Source organism: Sedimentibacter saalensis, assembly GCF_007830175.1.
Classification (GTDB): Bacteria; Bacillota; Clostridia; order Tissierellales; family Sedimentibacteraceae; genus Sedimentibacter; species Sedimentibacter saalensis.
Window position 1 is genome coordinate 1 of sequence record NZ_VLKH01000017.1, and the last position, 18,339, is coordinate 18,339.

16 protein-coding genes and 1 other annotated feature are annotated in these 18,339 nt (G+C 38.2%); all 16 genes read right to left on the reverse strand.

The features are described from left to right. A partial coding sequence (tuf, locus tag LY60_RS17615) for an elongation factor Tu (protein ID WP_145087028.1) occupies window positions 1-1,100 on the reverse strand: 1,100 nt, incomplete at its 3' end. A gap of 30 nt (window positions 1,101-1,130) precedes the next feature. Then, window positions 1,131-3,203 (reverse strand): elongation factor G, encoded by a 2,073-nt coding sequence (fusA, locus tag LY60_RS17620; protein ID WP_145087031.1) that lies wholly within the window; start codon window positions 3,201-3,203, stop codon window positions 1,131-1,133. Window positions 3,204-3,254: 51 nt separating this feature from the next. After that, window positions 3,255-3,725, reverse strand: coding sequence for a 30S ribosomal protein S7 (gene rpsG / locus LY60_RS17625; protein WP_019227367.1), 471 nt, complete (start codon window positions 3,723-3,725; stop codon window positions 3,255-3,257). 139 nt (window positions 3,726-3,864) lie between these two features. Next, the gene (gene rpsL, locus LY60_RS17630) at window positions 3,865-4,284 is read right to left on the reverse strand and encodes a 30S ribosomal protein S12 (RefSeq protein ID WP_019227368.1); all 420 of its coding nucleotides are present in this window, start codon (window positions 4,282-4,284) and stop codon (window positions 3,865-3,867) included. Window positions 4,285-4,315: 31 nt separating this feature from the next. Next, entirely contained in the window at window positions 4,316-4,549 is a 234-nt protein-coding gene (locus tag LY60_RS17635) for a ribosomal L7Ae/L30e/S12e/Gadd45 family protein (RefSeq protein ID WP_019227369.1), read from the reverse strand. A gap of 139 nt (window positions 4,550-4,688) precedes the next feature. Then, window positions 4,689-8,204, reverse strand: a complete 3,516-nt coding sequence (gene rpoC, locus LY60_RS17640; protein ID WP_145087034.1) for a DNA-directed RNA polymerase subunit beta' — start codon at window positions 8,202-8,204, stop codon at window positions 4,689-4,691. A gap of 48 nt (window positions 8,205-8,252) precedes the next feature. After that, entirely contained in the window at window positions 8,253-12,017 is a 3,765-nt protein-coding gene (rpoB, locus tag LY60_RS17645; RefSeq protein WP_145087037.1) for a DNA-directed RNA polymerase subunit beta, read from the reverse strand. Between the two features lie 244 nt (window positions 12,018-12,261). Further along, complete coding sequence (gene rplL, locus LY60_RS17650; RefSeq protein WP_145087040.1) at window positions 12,262-12,642, reverse strand: 50S ribosomal protein L7/L12; 381 nt, start codon at window positions 12,640-12,642, stop codon at window positions 12,262-12,264. A 182-nt stretch (window positions 12,643-12,824) separates the two neighbouring features. Next, on the reverse strand, window positions 12,825-13,328 hold the full coding sequence (gene rplJ, locus LY60_RS17655) for a 50S ribosomal protein L10 (RefSeq protein WP_019227373.1): 504 nt from the start codon (window positions 13,326-13,328) through the stop codon (window positions 12,825-12,827). Window positions 13,329-13,356: 28 nt separating this feature from the next. Next, window positions 13,357-13,475 (reverse strand) — a sequence feature (ribosomal protein L10 leader region). Between the two features lie 33 nt (window positions 13,476-13,508). Further along, on the reverse strand, window positions 13,509-14,207 hold the full coding sequence (rplA, locus tag LY60_RS17660; RefSeq protein WP_145087044.1) for a 50S ribosomal protein L1: 699 nt from the start codon (window positions 14,205-14,207) through the stop codon (window positions 13,509-13,511). 56 nt (window positions 14,208-14,263) lie between these two features. Continuing rightward, window positions 14,264-14,689, reverse strand: a complete 426-nt coding sequence (rplK, locus tag LY60_RS17665; protein ID WP_019227375.1) for a 50S ribosomal protein L11 — start codon at window positions 14,687-14,689, stop codon at window positions 14,264-14,266. A 48-nt stretch (window positions 14,690-14,737) separates the two neighbouring features. Then, window positions 14,738-15,265 (reverse strand): transcription termination/antitermination protein NusG, encoded by a 528-nt coding sequence (nusG, locus tag LY60_RS17670; RefSeq protein ID WP_019227376.1) that lies wholly within the window; start codon window positions 15,263-15,265, stop codon window positions 14,738-14,740. A gap of 17 nt (window positions 15,266-15,282) precedes the next feature. Beyond that, window positions 15,283-15,495 carry a preprotein translocase subunit SecE gene (gene secE, locus LY60_RS17675; RefSeq protein WP_145087048.1) on the reverse strand — a complete coding sequence of 71 codons (213 nt, stop codon included), beginning with the start codon at window positions 15,493-15,495 and terminating at the stop codon, window positions 15,283-15,285. 20 nt (window positions 15,496-15,515) lie between these two features. Further along, a complete protein-coding gene (rpmG, locus tag LY60_RS17680) occupies window positions 15,516-15,665 on the reverse strand; it encodes a 50S ribosomal protein L33 (RefSeq protein ID WP_019227378.1) in 150 nt (49 codons plus the stop codon). 178 nt (window positions 15,666-15,843) lie between these two features. After that, window positions 15,844-17,592, reverse strand: a complete 1,749-nt coding sequence (locus LY60_RS17685; RefSeq protein WP_145087051.1) for an ammonium transporter — start codon at window positions 17,590-17,592, stop codon at window positions 15,844-15,846. A gap of 591 nt (window positions 17,593-18,183) precedes the next feature. After that, on the reverse strand, window positions 18,184-18,339 hold a 156-nt coding region (locus tag LY60_RS17690), incomplete at its 5' end, for an EF-Tu C-terminal domain-related protein (protein ID WP_484346123.1).

Below are 18,339 nucleotides of genomic sequence, written 5' to 3' on the forward strand. Positions count from 1 at the left end.
ATAAGTTCAACTATAAATCTTGAGTTATCTCCAGGCATACACATTTCTACGCCTTCTTCAAGGTCGATTTGTCCTGTGATGTCTGTTGTTCTGAAGTAGAACTGTGGTCTGTATCCGTTAAAGAAAGGAGTGTGTCTTCCACCTTCTTCTTTAGTCAATACGTATACTTCTGCATTGAATTTTGTGTGTGGTGTGATTGAACCTGGTTTTGCAAGAACCTGGCCTCTTTGGATTTCATTTCTCTGAACTCCTCTTAAAAGAGCTCCGATGTTGTCTCCAGCCTGTGCCTGATCAAGCAACTTCTTGAACATTTCAACACCTGTACAAGTAGTTTCAGTTGGTTCATCATGCAATCCAACGATCTGAATCTTATCCTGAACCTTCAATACTCCTCTTTCAACTCTTCCTGTTGCAACTGTTCCTCTTCCTGTAATAGAGAATACATCTTCTACAGGCATCAAGAATGGTTTGTCAATGTCTCTTTCTGGTGTTGGTACCCATTCGTCAACTGCTGCCATCAATTCAAGTATTTTATCTCCCCAAGGTCCCATTGGATCTTCAAGAGCTTTTAATGCTGAACCTTTTACTATTGGAGTGTTGTCTCCGTCGAATTCATATTCTGAAAGAAGTTCTCTTACTTCCATTTCAACCAATTCGATTAATTCCGGATCGTCTACCATGTCTTCTTTGTTCAAGAAAACAACTAACTTAGGAACGCCAACCTGTCTTGAAAGAAGGATGTGCTCTCTTGTCTGTGGCATAGGACCATCAGCTGCTGATACAACTATGATACCGCCGTCCATCTGAGCTGCTCCAGTGATCATGTTCTTAACATAGTCAGCATGGCCTGGGCAGTCAACGTGTGCGTAGTGTCTGTTAGGAGTTTCATATTCAACGTGTGCTGTTGAAATTGTGATTCCTCTTTCTCTTTCTTCTGGAGCTTTGTCTATGTTTTCAAATGCTACAGCTTCTCCAGTACCATATCTTTCATGCAATGTCTTTGTAATTGCTGCTGTTAAAGTAGTCTTACCATGGTCAACGTGGCCAATTGTACCAATGTTAACATGGGGTTTATTTCTTTCAAATTTTTGCTTTGCCATTTTGTTTCCTCCATAATTTATTTATTATTGTTATTGTTGTTGTTGTGTTATTTTTTCAGCTACGCTGTTTGGAACTCTTTCAAAGTGGTGGAATTCCATCGAATAAGCTGCTCTACCCTGGCTCATGGAACGAAGAACAGTTGCATATCCAAACATTTCTGATAATGGAACAAATGCATCTACAATCTTAACTCCACTTCTGTCAGAGAATCCTTCAACTCTTCCTCTTCTAGAACTAATGTCTCCCATAACATCTCCTAAGTAATCTTCTGGAGTTGTTACTTCAACTTTCATATATGGTTCCATCAATACTGGTGAAGCCTTTCTCATAGCTTCTTTGAAAGCCATAGAACCGGCAATCTTAAATGCCATTTCTGAAGAGTCGACTTCATGGTATGATCCATCATACAATGTTACTTTGAAATCAAGTACCGGATATCCTGCAAGAACACCGTTTTCAGCTGCGCCTCTTATACCGGCTTCAACTGCTGGAATATATTCCTTAGGAATCGCTCCACCGACAATTGCATTGACAAATTCAATACCTTTGCCTGCTTCAACAGGTTCCATAGTGATTTTAACATGACCGTATTGTCCTTTACCACCGGACTGTCTTGCATACTTCATATCAACATCAGATGTTCCTGTAATTGTTTCTTTGTAAGAAACTTGTGGCTTACCAACATTTGCTTCAACCTTGAATTCTCTTAAGAGTCTGTCAACGATGATTTCCAAATGAAGCTCGCCCATTCCTGCTATAATTGTCTGACCAGTGTCAGGATTTGTATATGTCTTGAATGTCGGGTCTTCTTCAGCAAGCTTCTGAAGGCCGATACCCATTTTTTCCTGTCCTGCCTTAGTCTTAGGTTCAATTGCTACTTCTATAACTGGGTCAGGGAATTCCATAGATTCCAATACTACCGGATGGTCAGGATCACACAACGTATCTCCTGTTGTAGTGAACTTTAAACCTACCGCTGCTTCTATGTCTCCCGAATAAGATGTTTTAATTTCTTCTCTCTTGTTAGCATGCATCTGAAGTATACGGCCAATTCTCTCTTTTTTATTCTTAGTGGAATTCAGAACGTAACTTCCTGATTCTAATGTTCCGCCATAAATTCTAAAGAAAGTCAATTTTCCAACGAATGGGTCAGTCATGATCTTAAATGCCAACGCTGCTAAAGGAGCATCATCTGCAATATGCACTTCAACTTCTTCTTTAGTGTCAGGATCAAAACCTTTCATTTGTGGTACGTCAACTGGACTTGGCAAGTAATCTATTACTGCATCCAACATCAGTCTAACACCTTTATGTTTATATGCTGTGCCGCAAAGTACAGGAATTATCTGAACATTGGTTGTAGCAATTCTTATTGCTTTTTTCAATTCTTCAACAGTGATTTCTTCGCCGTTTAAGTATTTTTCCATCAATGCTTCATCAGTATCGGCTACAGCTTCAACTAATTTTTCTCTGTATTCATTTGCTTGATCAACATATTCTTCTGGTATTTCTGTAATGGTGATATCTGTTCCTTCATCGTTGCCATAGTTTATAGTCTTCATTTCAACTAAATCTATAATAGCTCTGAAGTTTTCTTCAACACCGATAGGCAACTGAATTGGAACAGCATTAGCTTTTAATCTGTCAATGATTGTTCCGACTGAATAGAAGAAATCAGCACCCATTTTATCCATTTTGTTTATTAAACAAATTCTTGGTACACCATATTTATCTGCCTGTCTCCAAACAGTTTCTGACTGAGGTTCAACCCCCATTTTAGCATCAAATACTGTTACAGCACCATCAAGTACTCTCAATGATCTTTCAACTTCAACTGTAAAGTCTACGTGGCCTGGTGTATCTATAATGTTTATTCTTACATCTTTCCAATGACAAGTAGTAGCAGCTGAAGTTATTGTAATTCCTCTTTCCTGCTCTTGCTCCATCCAGTCCATCTGTGATGCACCTTCATGAGTTTCTCCAATTTTATGAATCTTCCCGGTATAGAACAGGATTCTTTCAGTAGTTGTAGTTTTTCCCGCATCAATATGCGCCATGATACCAATATTTCTGGTATTTTCCAAAGAATATTCTCTACTCATTTTAACCTCCTTCACGCTGCTAAGTTAAGTTCTTTACTTAAATTAAGCATATTACCATCTGAAATGTGCAAATGCTTTGTTAGCTTCTGCCATTTTATGTGTATCTTCTCTTTTCTTAACGCTGGCTCCTACGTTGTTAGCTGCATCCATTAATTCTTTTGCAAGCTTTTCACGCATAGTCTTTTCTCCTCTTTTACGAGCATAGCCTACAAGCCATCTTAATCCCAAAGTTTGTCTTCTCTCTGGTCTAACTTCTATTGGCACCTGATAAGTGGCACCGCCGACTCTTCTTGCTTTAACTTCAAGAACTGGCATGATGTTGTTCATTGCTTTAGTGAACACCTCTATTGGTTCTTCACCTGTCTTCTCTTTTATAATGTCAAATGCATCATATACGATTGTTTGAGCAACGCCCTTTTTTCCATCATACATAAGTTGGTTAATCAATTTGGAAACGACCTTATCTTTATAGATTGGATCTTCCATCACTTCTCTTTTAGGTATGTGACCTTTTCTTGGCACTTTACTTCCCTCCTTAATAATAAAATTTAATTCACAGGTACTCGACAATAATTCATGCCGTAGTGCACAAAATGCATTATATATATTATGGCGCGATTGCAGCATCATAACCCTGCATTGTGTGCCGGATATCGTCTAGTTATTTTTTAACTTTTTCTCTCTTAGCTCCATACTTGGATCTAGATTGTTTTCTTTTTGCAACACCAGCTGTGTCAAGGGTACCTCTTATTATGTGGTATCTAACCCCTGGTAAGTCTTTAACTCTACCGCCTCTTATAAGAACAACGCTGTGTTCCTGTAAGTTGTGGCCAACTCCTGGGATGTATGCAGTAACTTCAACACCTGTTGTTAACTTAACTCTGGCAATTTTTCTTAATGCTGAGTTTGGTTTCTTAGGTGTTACAGTCTTAACTGATGTGCATACTCCTCTTTTTTGAGGTGAATTTGTTTCATTCATCTTCTTTTGAAGTGTGTTATAGCTTACATTCAATGCTGGAGAATTGGATTTGTATGTTACTTCTTGTCTTCCTTTTCTCACTAACTGGTTTATTGATGGCATTCGTGCACCTCCTTACAATATTGTCTATTGTTTATTTTAAAACGGCAGCCGCCGCTGCGTTTACATTGATACCCACAGATGTCCCAAGGTCCTTCATGTTGTCAAAATATATTATTTCAATATCTTTTTCCTTACAAACATCTTCGATGGGTTTAGTAACATGCAAATCAGCATCCTTTGATATATAAATCTTTTCAGCTTCGTCTCTCGTCAAAGCCCTCAAAGTCTGCTTCTTTCCTATTACTATTCTTTTCTCTGTATTCATATAATCACCTATTTATTAACAAATTCTTGGTTCATGGGAATCCCCATGAACCAAGCTTATTAATTCATTTAAGGATTAAAACACTAAAGTATTCTATCATCTTAGTTTTAAGATGTCAAATATTTTTTTATTTTTACATTTATTCTTCTAAAGCTTCTTCTTCCTCAACTTCAACATCATCGGTAGTTATTCCTATGTTTCTGTACTTTTTCATTCCTGTACCGGCAGGTATAAGCTTACCGATGATTACATTCTCTTTAAGTCCCAGAAGATTATCAACTTTTCCCTTTGTAGCAGCATCAGTCAACACTCTTGTTGTTTCCTGGAACGATGCTGAAGCAAGGAATGAATCTGTAGCAAGAGAAGATTTTGTGATACCCAAAAGTGCAACCTCACCTGTTGCAGGTTCTTTGCCTTCAGCAAGAACAGCATCATTTTGAGTATTGAAATCAACTTTTGATACGAGACTTCCCGGAAGAAGTGTTGTATCTCCAGCTTCTTCAATACGAACCTTGTTAACCATCTGTCTGATTATTACTTCAACGTGCTTGTCGGAAATATCAACACCCTGCATTCTATAAACTCTTTGAACTTCCATGAGTATGTAAGCTTCAAGAGCCTTCATCCCCTTAATGTTCAAGATATCATGCGGATTGATTGAACCGTCTGTAATTTTATCTCCGGCTTCAAGATAATCGCCTTCAGTAACAAGAATCTTTGAACCATATGGTATCAGGTAAGTCTTGCTTTCCATGTTGTCATTGTTCGTAATTGTTACTTCTCTTTTGTGAATCTTTTCAGTTACTGTCACACGGCCCGGTATTTCTGTTATGATTGCCTGACCTTTTGGCTTTCTCGCCTCGAAAAGCTCTTCGATACGAGGCAAACCTTGTGTGATGTCTGCTGCAGCTGCGATACCGCCTGTATGGAACGTACGCATTGTCAGCTGTGTACCAGGTTCACCTATTGACTGGGCTGCTATGATACCAACTGCCGCTCCCACGTGAACAAGCTTTCCTGTTGCAAGGTTAGTTCCGTAGCATTTTGCACAAACGCCGTGAGGAGTTTTGCAAGTGAGCACTGATCTTACCTTAACTTTTTTAATTCCTGAATCCTGTATTTTCTTAGCTGCATCTTCAGATATGAATTCACCGGCTTTAACCATTATTTCGCCAGTTTCAGGATGAACAATGTCTCCTGATGCAAATCTGTCGGCGCATCTTTCACTCATTTCTTCTATAACTTCTTTTCCGTCTATAAATGACTCCACTTCTATGCCATCTGTAGTTCCGCAGTCAACTTCTCTAATGATAACATCCTGGCTTACGTCAACAAGTCTTCTTGTCAGGTATCCTGAGTCTGCTGTTCTAAGAGCTGTGTCTGTTAAACCTTTACGAGCTCCAGTAGCTGAAAGGAAGAACTCAAGCACTGAAAGACCTTCACGGAAGTTTGATTTAACCGGAACCTCAACTGTCTTACCTGTTGCACTGGCCATAAGACCACGCATACCGGCAAGCTGTTTAATCTGGTTACGACCACCACGGGCTCCTGATACGGACATGATGTAAATGCTGTTTAACGGATCGAGGCTGCTCATAAGCGCTTCTGTAACATCTTCAGTTGTCTGGTTCCAAATTTTTATAACATTTTCGTATCTTTCTTCATCAGTCATCAGACCTCTTCGATATTTCTTTTCATAGTCGATAACTTGCTTTTCAGCTTTTTCAATAAGCATTTTCTTTTCTTCTGGAACTGTGATGTCGCTTACTGAAACTGTTATTGCTCCTACGGTTGAATATCTGTAGCCTTTTGACTTGATTCCGTCAAGTACATCTGCTGTGTCTGAATTGCCGTAACGTCTGAAACATCTGTAGATTATTTCTTCTAAGTGCTTCTTTGTTACAGTCTTATCTATTTCAAGAGAAAATTTATCCTTTTCTCTGTTTACAAATCCCAAATTCTGTGGAATATTTTCATTGAATATGAATCTTCCCACTGTTGATTCAACTAATCTTGTTTCTCCGTCAACAGTCGTTCTTACTTTGACTCTTGCATGTAAATCAACAACCTTGTTGAAGTATGCAACCATCATTTCTTCGTAATCCTTGAAAACCATTCCGCTTCCCTTTGAATTTTCAATTTCAAGGGTCATGTAGTAACTTCCAAGAACCATGTCCTGTGTTGGAGTTGTTATTGGTCTTCCGTCCTTAGGAGCCAGTATGTTGTTTACTGACATCATCAGGAATCTTGATTCTGCCTGTGCCTCAACTGACAGTGGAACGTGAACAGCCATCTGGTCACCGTCAAAGTCTGCGTTATAAGCAGTACATACAAGCGGGTGCAGCTTTATTGCTTTTCCTTCAACCAATACAGGTTCGAAAGACTGAATACCAAGTCTGTGCAGCGTAGGTGCACGGTTAAGCATTACAGTGTGGTCTTTTATTATTTCATCCAATACATCCCATACTGCATTGTCAACTTTTTCAACTTTTTTCTTCGCACTTTTAATGTTGTGTGCAGTGCCGTTTTCAACAAGCTTCTTCATAACAAATGGTTTGAAAAGTTCAAGAGCCATTTTCTTAGGAAGACCGCACTGGTGGAATTTAAGTTCCGGACCTACGACTATAACTGAACGTCCGGAGTAGTCAACACGCTTTCCAAGGAGGTTTTGTCTGAAACGTCCTTGTTTACCCTTAAGCATGTCAGACAATGATTTAAGCGGTCTGTTTCCAGGACCTGTTACAGGTCTTCCGCGTCTGCCGTTGTCTATTAATGCATCAACTGCTTCCTGAAGCATTCTTTTTTCATTTCTAACAATTATGTCAGGTGCTCCAAGATCAAGAAGTCTTTTCAGACGGTTGTTTCTGTTTATTACTCTTCTGTAAAGGTCGTTTAAGTCTGATGTTGCAAAACGGCCTCCGTCCAGCTGAACCATAGGTCTGAGTTCAGGAGGAATTACAGGAATAACGTCAAGAATCATCCACTCTGGTCTGTTTCCTGATATTCTGAAGGCTTCAATTACTTCGAGTCTTCTTGTTATTCTGATTTTTTTCTGTCCCTTGCTGTCTTTAAGCTGGCTTTTAAGTTCTGCTGCTTCTTTTTCAAGATCTATTTTTTCAAGCAGTTTTTTAATAGCTTCAGCGCCCATTTCAGCTTTGAAAGCATTTTTGTAGTGATCTTTGTACTCTCTGTATTCCATTTCACTCAAGAGCTGTTTTTCTGACAATGATGTGTCACCTGCTTCAGTAACAACATATTGTGCAAAATATAAAACTTTTTCAAGTGCTCTTGGAGACATGTCAAGAATAAGACCAAGTCTGGATGGTATACCTTTGAAATACCAGATATGGGATACAGGAGCAGCAAGCTCAATATGACCCATTCTTTCTCTTCTTACTTTTGCTTTTGTAACTTCAACTCCGCAGCGGTCACATACAACTCCCTTGTATCTGACCCTTTTGTATTTTCCGCAGTGACACTCCCAGTCCTTTGTTGGTCCAAATATTTTTTCACAGAAAAGACCGTCTTTTTCTGGTTTTAATGTTCGGTAATTTATTGTCTCGGGCTTTTTAACTTCCCCTCTTGACCATTGTCTGATTTTATCAGGAGAAGCCAAAGCTATTCTTATTGATTCGAAATTATTGTAATCTACCAAGGAGTTCGCTCCCTTCATTATAATTTAATTATCAATTGGTCCTTGTATTTAAAAATCATCTTCGCTGTCATAATCATCATCCATATCTATGTCAGCATCGTCAAAGATATCAATATCGTCGATATCTTCAATTTCATTTAACCCGTCAACTTCTTCATCATCGTCAATCGCAATATCGTCGATATCTTCATCAATCTCAGCACCATCTATGTCTACTTCAATCATTCCTTCTGCTTCAACATATTTCATGTCGCCGAGGTTTTCAGCTTCTACCAGTACTTCATCTTCATTATCCATAGTGTCAACTATTTCAACTTCGTCCTGCTCACTGGTAATTATCTTAATATCAAGAGCCAAACTCTGTAATTCTTTTACAAGTACCTTGAATGATTCAGGGATTCCTGGTTCAGGAATATTTTCACCTTTGACAATGGCTTCATATGTTTTAACTCTTCCGTTAACATCGTCTGATTTAACAGTAAGTATTTCCTGCAGCGTATGAGCTGCTCCATATGCTTCCAGAGCCCAAACTTCCATTTCTCCGAATCTTTGTCCTCCGAACTGCGCCTTACCTCCAAGTGGCTGCTGTGTAACCAGTGAGTAAGGTCCTGTTGAACGAGCATGTATCTTGTCGTCAACAAGGTGGTGAAGTTTAAGCATATACATGTAACCAACAGTTACAGGTCCGTCAAAATAATCACCGCTTCGTCCGTCTCTAAGTTCAATTTTACCACTTCTTGGATAACCTGCCATTTCAAGAGCATTCCAAATGTCGTCTTCAGCAGCGCCGTCAAATACAGGAGTTGCCACATGCCAACCCAGTTTTTTAGCTGCCATTCCCAAATGCACTTCAAGCACCTGACCAATGTTCATACGTGAAGGAACGCCCAGCGGATTTAACACTACCTGTAAAGGAGTGCCGTCCGGCAAGTATGGCATATCTTCTTCAGGCATAATACGTGAAATAACCCCTTTGTTACCGTGTCTACCGCACATCTTATCCCCTACGTTTATTTTACGTTTTGTTGCAATGTATACACGTACAAGCTTGCTTACTCCAGGACTTAATTCATCGCCATTTTCTCTTGTAAACACTTTTACATCTACAATTATACCTGTTTCTCCGTGAGGAACCTTAAGTGAAGTATCTCTTACTTCTCTTGCCTTTTCTCCGAATATTGCTCTTAACAGTCTTTCTTCTGCTGTAAGTTCAGTTTCTCCCTTTGGAGTAACTTTTCCAACCAGAATATCTCCTGCCTTAACTTCGGCTCCGATTCGGATAATTCCTCTTTCGTCCAGATCCTTGAGAGAATCATCGCCTACATTAGGAATGTCTCTTGTGATTTCTTCAGGACCAAGCTTTGTGTCTCTTGCTTCAGATTCATATTCTTCAATATGAACAGAAGTGAGCACATCTTCCATAACAAGTTTTTCATTCAAGAGCATAGCATCCTCGTAGTTGTATCCTTCCCAGGTCATGAAGCCTATGAGAAGATTCTTTCCGATTGCCATGTCTCCGTTTTCAGTTGAAGGACCGTCTGCAATGATCTGTCCTCGTTTAACATCGTCGCCTTTATATATAATAGGTCTTTGATTTACGCAAGTACCGCTGTTTGATCTTTTGAACTTGAGAAGCGGATACTTGTCTATCATTCCATTGTCATTTCTTTTAATGAGAATTTCAGAAGCAGCAACAGATAATGCTACACCGTCATGTTCAGCAACAATAACTGCACCTGAGTCTTTTGCTGCCTTGTACTCAAGACCTGTTCCTATAACAGGAGCTTCAGTAATCAACAAAGGCACTGCCTGTCTTTGCATGTTTGAACCCATGAGGGCACGGTTAGCATCGTCGTTTTCAAGGAACGGAATCATTCCTGTTCCTATGGAAATTACCTGCTTAGGAGAAACTTCCATGTAATCAACCATGTCTCTTGACACGATTTCATTGACGCCGTCAATACCTCTTACAACAACACGCTGGTTTGCAAATGTGCCGTCTTCATTCAAAGGTTCATTTGACTGAGCTATTATTTTTGTGTCTTCTATGTCAGCAGTTATATAATCTATTATGTCTGTAACCTGGCCTGTTTCCTTGTTTATTCTTCTGTAAGGAGATTCAAGGAAGCCATAGTCATTTATTCTTGCATAAGTAGCCAATGAAGTTATCAAACCTATGTTTGGACCTTCAGGGGTTTCTATAGGACACATTCTGCCGTAATGAGAATGGTGAACGTCACGGACTTCAAAGCTTGCTCTGTCTCTTGAGAGACCGCCCGGTCCAAGAGCTGACATTCTTCTTTTGTGAGTAAGTTCAGCCAATGGGTTTGTCTGGTCCATGAACTGTGACAACTGGCTTGAACCAAAGAATTCTTTTATGGCAGCCGAAACCGGTCTGATGTTTATAAGAACCTGAGGTGTTACAACATCAACGTCCTGAATTGTCATTCTTTCTCTTACTACTCTTTCCATTCTTGACAAACCGACTCTAACCTGGTTCTGAAGAAGTTCGCCAACGCTTCTTATTCTTCTGTTTCCAAGATGGTCTATGTCATCAGTGCTGCCTATTCCTTTAAACAATCCATATTGATAGTTTGCAGAGGAAATCATATCATCAACGATAATATGTCTTGGAGAAAGTTCCTTCATATTATCTATTATTGCTCTTTCAATGTCTTCTGTTGAACTGTTTTCTTCCAGTATTTTTTTCATTGCAGGATAGAAAATTCGTTCCTTAAGACCCAATTTATCAAAATCTATATCCAATCCAAATACTCTTGGATTAACAAACTTGTTGCTTAATACCTTAGTTACTTTATCTTCAGAGTTATAAATTTCAACAGCAAAAATTCCGGCTGCTTCCAATTTATCTATTGCTTCGGCGCTGATTACTTCATCCTTGTTTACAAGAATTTCTCCAGTTTCCTTGTCAATGATATTTTCGGCTGCTTTTTTGCCAATAATTCTGTTTTCCAAGCTGAGCTTTTTATTAAATTTGTATCTTCCGACTTTTGCTAAGTCATATCTTTTTGGGTCAAAAAACAATGAATTAATCAAAGACGAAGCGCTGTCAAGTGTAGGAGGTTCTCCTGGTCTCAATCTTTTATAAATTTCAATTAAAGCTTCTTCTGTATTTGCAGTGTTGTCCTTTTCAAGAGTTTTTAAAAGCTGCTCAGTTTCTCCTAATGTTTCAATAATCTGTGAATTAGAAGAAAGCCCCATGGCTCTTACAAGCACTGTGGCTGGCAGTTTTCTTGTACGGTCGACTCTTACATATATAATATCATTAGAGTCAGTTTCATATTCAAGCCAAGCACCTCTATTTGGAATCAGAGTGGCTTCATACAATTCTTTACCGACTTTATCCCTGTTCATGTTGTAATACACTCCAGGCGATCTAACCAACTGACTAACTATAACACGTTCTGCTCCATTGATTATAAACGTACCCTTTTCAGTCATGAGCGGAAACTCACCCATAAATGCTTCTTGCTCTTTAATTTCTCCCGTTTCCTTGTTGATCAGCCTTACTTTTAGTTTTAACGGTACTGAAAATGTTGAATCTCTTTCTTTACATTCTACCTGACTGAACTTTGGTTCACCATATAAAGAATGATCAACAAACTCCAGAATCAAATTGCCAGTGTAATCCTCAATTGGTGAAATATCGTCAAATACTTCCTTCAAACCTTCGTTTAAGAACCATTCATAGGATTTTTTCTGTACTTCGATCAAATCCGGCAATTCTAAAACTTCATCAATCTTAGAGTAAGACATTCTCACTCTATTACCTATTTTCACAGGATGCGGCATTTTTTCACCCCTTAGTTTAATAATTTTTTGTCAGCATACAAATTCTATGCCAACATTATATGCTCATGGCAATATATAATAATATCACCAAATATTTTTTATGTCAATGGTTTTTGTGATTTTTTTTATTTTTTTAGCACACATTTGGTATTATTTGCATATAAGAAAAAAATATTCTGATTTTTTCTTAATGAGCAAAAAAGACTTTACAATTAGTAAAGTCTTTTTTTAAATTGTCAATAAACTATTTAATTTCTACAGATGCGCCTTCAGCTTCCAAAGCAGCTTTCATTTTGTCAGCATCTTCTTTAGAAACACCAGTCTTCAATGTAGTAGGTGCTCCATCAACTGCATCTTTAGCTTCTTTCAAGCCAAGACCTGTTAATTCTCTTACTACTTTTATAACTTTGATTTTTCCTGCGCCTGCATTTGTAAGAACAACGTCAAATTCAGTTTTTTCTTCTTCAGCAGGAGCTGCTGCACCTGCTGCTGCACCTGCTACTGCTACTGGAGCAGCTGCTGATACACCAAATTCTTCTTCGATTGCTTTTACTAATTCATTTAACTCTAATACTGATAACTTCTTTATTTCTTCAACAAAGTTTGTGATTTTTTCACTTGCCATTTTAATATACCTCCTATGGATTCATGTAATTTAATTTTAATTTTTAATATTCTGTTGAGACCTTGCGCAGTCTCAATCACCAATTTATTTGCTCCTTACGTCGCATAAATTGGGATTTCGTTGCGAATGACCTACCAACCATTTTTCAGAAAAAACACTCTGAAAAACGGGGTTAGGGCATCTTATGCAACTTCTTCGTTTTTCTTTGAAATCTGATCAAGCATATAAGCAAGATTTCTGATGTTTCCTTGCAATACACCAGCCAACTGACCAAGAAGAATTTCTCTTGGTGGTACGCTTGCCAATGCTTTTACTTCATCAGCATTCATTACTTTGCCTTCAGCAATACCAGCTTTGATTACAACTGTTTCATTGCTTGTTTTTGCAAAGTCATTTGTAACCTTAGCTGCGGATATTTCATCATTAAATGATATAGCTATGGCATTTGGTCCTTCCAAGCTTGGAGTGATGTCTTTATATCCCAACTCTTCAAATGCAAAACGCATTAAAGTGTTTTTGTATACTTTGTATTCAACGCCTGCTTCTCTGCATTTGTTTCTTAACTCAGTAGCTTTTTCAACTGTCAATCCTTTGTATTCTACCAATACAACTGATTTGGCACTTCTAAGCTTTTCAGTAATGTCGCTAACGACTTGTTTTTTCTGTTCCAACACTGTTTGATTCATGTCCGGTTACACCTCCTTCAACTGTTACGCAGTAATAAAAAAATCCCTCCGCAGACGAAGAGAAATTATTTAATCTATAATTTCAACCTCGGCTGGATATTAAACTCTGTGAGTACCAGCTGTCTGCGGTATTTTATTCAATTTTGAGTTTATATTAATCAAATAGTTCTTAAGTCAGTACTAGTCCATTAATTTAGTTGTGTTCAGCTTAACGCCAGGTCCCATTGTGCTTGCTATGGCAACACTCTTCAAGTATTTACCTTTTGCAGCTGCTGGTTTTGCCTTAACGATGGCTTCCATAACAACCTTTAAGTTGTCAACTAATTTCTGAGTACCGAAAGATTTCTTTCCAACAGGAACGTGAATAATGTTTGTTTTATCAAGTCTGTATTCAACTTTACCTGCTTTAATCTCCTGAATAGCTTTAGCTACATCAAAAGTTACTGTACCTGATTTAGGGTTTGGCATTAAACCTTTAGGTCCCAATACTCTACCCAGTCTACCAACAACACCCATCATATCTGGAGTTGCGATAACAACGTCAAAATCAAACCAGTTTTCTCTCTGAATTCTGTCAGCCAATTCAGCTTCACCTACGTAATCTGCACCAGCTTCTTCAGCTTCTTTAGCCTTGTCGCCTTTTGCAAATACCAATACACGTACAACTTTACCAGTTCCGTGCGGTAGAACTACAGCTCCTCTAACTTGTTGATCTGCGTGTCTTGAATCTACGCCTAATTTAACGTGAGCTTCAATAGTCTCGTCAAAATTAGCTTTTGCTGTACCAAGCATTACTTCTACAGCTTCTTCTAAATCGTATAATTTCAATTTATCAATTGATTTCATACTGTCTTGATATTTCTTTCCTCTTTTTGGCATGTTGTTAACCTCCTTTGTGGTCATGCAGCCTCACGGCCTCCCACAGTGCCTAGTTGTTATTTTTCTACCACAACACCCATACTTCTTGCAGTTCCAGCCACAAGGCTCATAGCTGCTTCAATAGTATTAGCATTTAAATCTGGCATTTTCAACTTTGCGATTTCTTCGCATTTTGCTTTAGAAAGTGTTGCTACTTTCTTTTTGTTTGGTTCGCCTGAACCGCTTTCAATACCTACTGCTTTTTTAATTAAAACTGCCACAGGTGGAGTTTTTGTGATAAATGTAAATGATCTATCTTGATAAACAGTCAATACTATTGGTATTATCATACCTGCTTGATCAGCTGTTCTAGCATTAAATTCTTTACAAAATCCCATTATATTCACACCATGAGGTCCTAACGCTGTACCAACTGGTGGAGCTGGAGTCGCTTTTCCTGCTGGTATCTGCAGCTTAACTAAAGCCGTTACTTTTTTAGCCATATCATTGCACCTCCTTCATACGTAAACGCATGTATCTATTGAAAAGTCTTAGACTCTTTCAATCTGGTCATAATCAAGTTCGATAAGAGTTTCTCTTCCAAACATTGATACAAAAGCTTTAATTTTTCTTTTTTCTTGACTGATGCTTTCAACAGCACCAATGAAATCCTCAAATGGTCCTTCTTTAACTTTGATGGTATCTCCCGGTACAAGTTCGATCGCAGGAAGTCTTTCAACAACACCCAGTGCTTTTACCTCTTCATCTGTCAAAGGAACAGGTTTTGATCCCGGACCCACGAAGCCGGTAACTCCTCTTGTGTTTCTAACAAGATACCAAGACTCATCAGTCATTATCATTTTAATGATAACATAGCTGGGGAACATTTTTCTTTCTTTAATCTTCTTCTTGCCGTTTTTTACTTCAGGTACTTCTTCAACCGGCACTCTAACCTCGAAAATTATATCTTGCATCTCTCTGTTTTCAACAAGCTTTTCGATATTAGCTTTTACTTTGTTCTCATGTCCCGAATATGTATGAACGACATACCATCTTGATCCTTGTGACTCTTGCTTCATACTCGCATTACTCCTTCTTAAACAATCAATGCAACCAAATTCTGGAATATGAGATCCAATCCCCAAATTACAAGTGTCATAGCAAATGTAGTAGCAAGTACCACAACAGTATAATTTGTTAATTCCTTTTTTGTAGGCCAATTAACTTTTTTTAATTCTGATTTAACACCCTTGAAATAATTACTTACACGAGCTGTAAATTTTGGATTTTCATTTTCTCTATTAGACATTTACCAACACCTCAATACGGTTATTTTGTTTCCTTGTGAAGAGTATGCTTTTTACAGAATTTGCAATATTTGTTTAATTCTATTCTTTCAGGATTTTCTCTCTTGTTTTTTTCTGTATCGTAATTTCTTTGTTTACATTCTGTACAAGCTAACTTAACTGCTACTCTCATTTTACACCTCCAAGAACTTATTTGTTCATAAGACCCATTATCCTAATTAAGATATCATAATTAATTTTAACTGTCAACATTTTTTTGGCACATCAAAATTAAATTAATAATAATCCATTAAAAAAAGCCCCTGCTAAAGCAAAAGCTTCTTTTATTAACAACAATTAATTATAAATTATTAAACAACATCTGTCAATACTTTTTCTTCAAAATTTATTTTATTTTCTTCCGGGTTTATGTCTTCGTCCTGCAAAGCGTCATAACCTTCTTCGCCTGTTCTTATTTTCACTGCATTTTCAACGTCATATACAAATATTTTACCGTCACCTATTCCACCTGTATGTAAAACTTCCTTTGCTTTTTCAATTACAAGTCTTGCAGGTACCTTGCTCACAACTATTTCAACTTGAATTTTAGGAAGAAGGTTCATATCAACCCTTACACCTCTGTAGTATTCGTGATAACCCTTTTGAACACCGCAGCCAAGCACATTTGTCACCGTCATTCCTGTTATTTCAATTTTGTTCATGGCTTCCTTCAGAGCCTGGAATTTGTTCTGATTGATTATGATTACAATTTTAGTAAGCTTCGCTGATTTTGATGCTTTAGATTTTGTTGGTTCCTCAAATAATACAGGTTCTTCGTTTCTTACTATATGAATAGGAGTCTGAGCGTAGCCTGTATATGAACTCACAGCGGAAAGTGCGGGCATGAAATCAGCATATGCACTGATAAGTCCGTGTTCCATTATGTCAAGCCCTGTTATTTCTTCTTCTTCAGAAACACGAAGTCCCACGGTTACATCTATTGCTTTGAACACTGTTGTCATTGTTGCTAAAACCCAGAGACCAACAGCTAAAACTCCTGCTGTTTGAACAAGCAGCATTCCGGTTCCTCCTCCGTAAAGTAATCCTCCGTCCAGGGCAAATATGCCAACCATCACTGTTCCTGCAGCACCGCACATTCCATGAACAGCAACTGCTCCTACAGGATCATCAATTTTTAATTTCTTGTCCAAAAATTCAATGCCGAATATAATTATAAGTGATGAAATAAGTCCTATTGCTGCTGCACCTGCAACAGATACAACGTCACAGCCTGCTGTTATGGCAACAAGCCCTCCAAGTGAAGCATTGAGTGTCATAGACACATCAGGTTTTTTATATCTTATCCAGGTAATTATCATAGCCGATGTAGTTGCCACAGCTGCTGCCATGTTAGTAGTTACAAAAATTGTGGAAGCAGAAACAATTGCTTCATCACCTGTCATTGAAACTGTAGAAGTTCCGTTAAATCCAAACCAGCAAAACCAAAGAATAAAAACTCCAAGCGCTCCTATGGTAAGGTTGTGCCCAAGAATTGCATTTGGTTTTCCATCTTTCTCATACTTGCCTATTCGGGGTCCTAGGGCTTTTGCTCCAAGGAAGGCCGCAATCCCTCCAACCATATGCACTGCAGTTGAGCCTGCAAAATCGTGAAAACCAAGATTAGAAAGCCATCCGCCTCCCCATATCCAGTGACCTGACACAGGATATACTAAGGCACTTATCATAAGACTGTATATGCAGTAAGAAACAAACTTTGTTCTTTCTGCCATAGCTCCTGAAACTATTGTTGCAGCAGTTGCAGAAAAAACAGTTTGAAATATGAAAAATGCCATTGTAGGAACTGTTGAAGAATAATCACCTCTTACAAAAAAATCCGGTGTTCCCACTAAACCAAAATTTGTTGCTCCAAACATCAATCCAAACCCAAGAATCCAGAATGCAATTGAACCGATAGTAAAATCCAGCGTATTTTTCATTATAATGTTTCCTGCATTCTTTGCTCTTGTAAATCCTGTTTCTACCATAGCAAAACCTGCCTGCATGAAAAATACCAATGCTGCTCCTAATAATACCCAAATGGTATCTACTGATGAATACATAATAATCTCCTCCTTGATACAAATAATTTAATTGAATCTGCAATGTGACCCTAAATAAAAAACGTGCATATACTTTTAGGTATATACACGTCTTTGTGCATTGGCCGGGAATAATATCCCCCTCGATTTCCCGGCATCTTCCAACTTTAAAAAGGAAAAAAACAGGCGCCGCAGGTAATCCTGCAGCGCCTTTGCTGTTTTTTATTATGATAAATGATGTCGGCACATTTGTCAATAGAAAAGTTTATAAAATCATGAAAATATCTTTAAGAATTTTCTTGTAATTTTCGATATAAACAAAAAACAGCTTCTGTAAGAAAACTGTTTGGATATTGACAAACCCTATTTTGCAAATTGTAGGGGCGGATCTTGTATCCGCCCGCGGGAGGACAGTAACCCTCCCCTACATATTGAATAAAATATGTCATCAACTTAAAAATTTTCGTCAGAAAGCTGTTTTATCATTTAATTCCGCAGTCTCATTCACCAATGTATTTGCTTCCGTTGGTCGCATACATTGGGAATTCGTTGCGAAAGACCTACCGCTGTTTTTCAGAGAAAATCGTTCTGAAAAACAGGGTTAGGGCTTCTTTATTTTATTATTGAAGTAACAACTCCGGATCCAACTGTTCTTCCGCCTTCACGAATAGCAAATCTCAAACCTTCTTCGATTGCTATTGGGTGAATAAGTTCAACTATAAATCTTGAGTTATCTCCAGGCATACACATTTCTACGCCTTCTTCAAG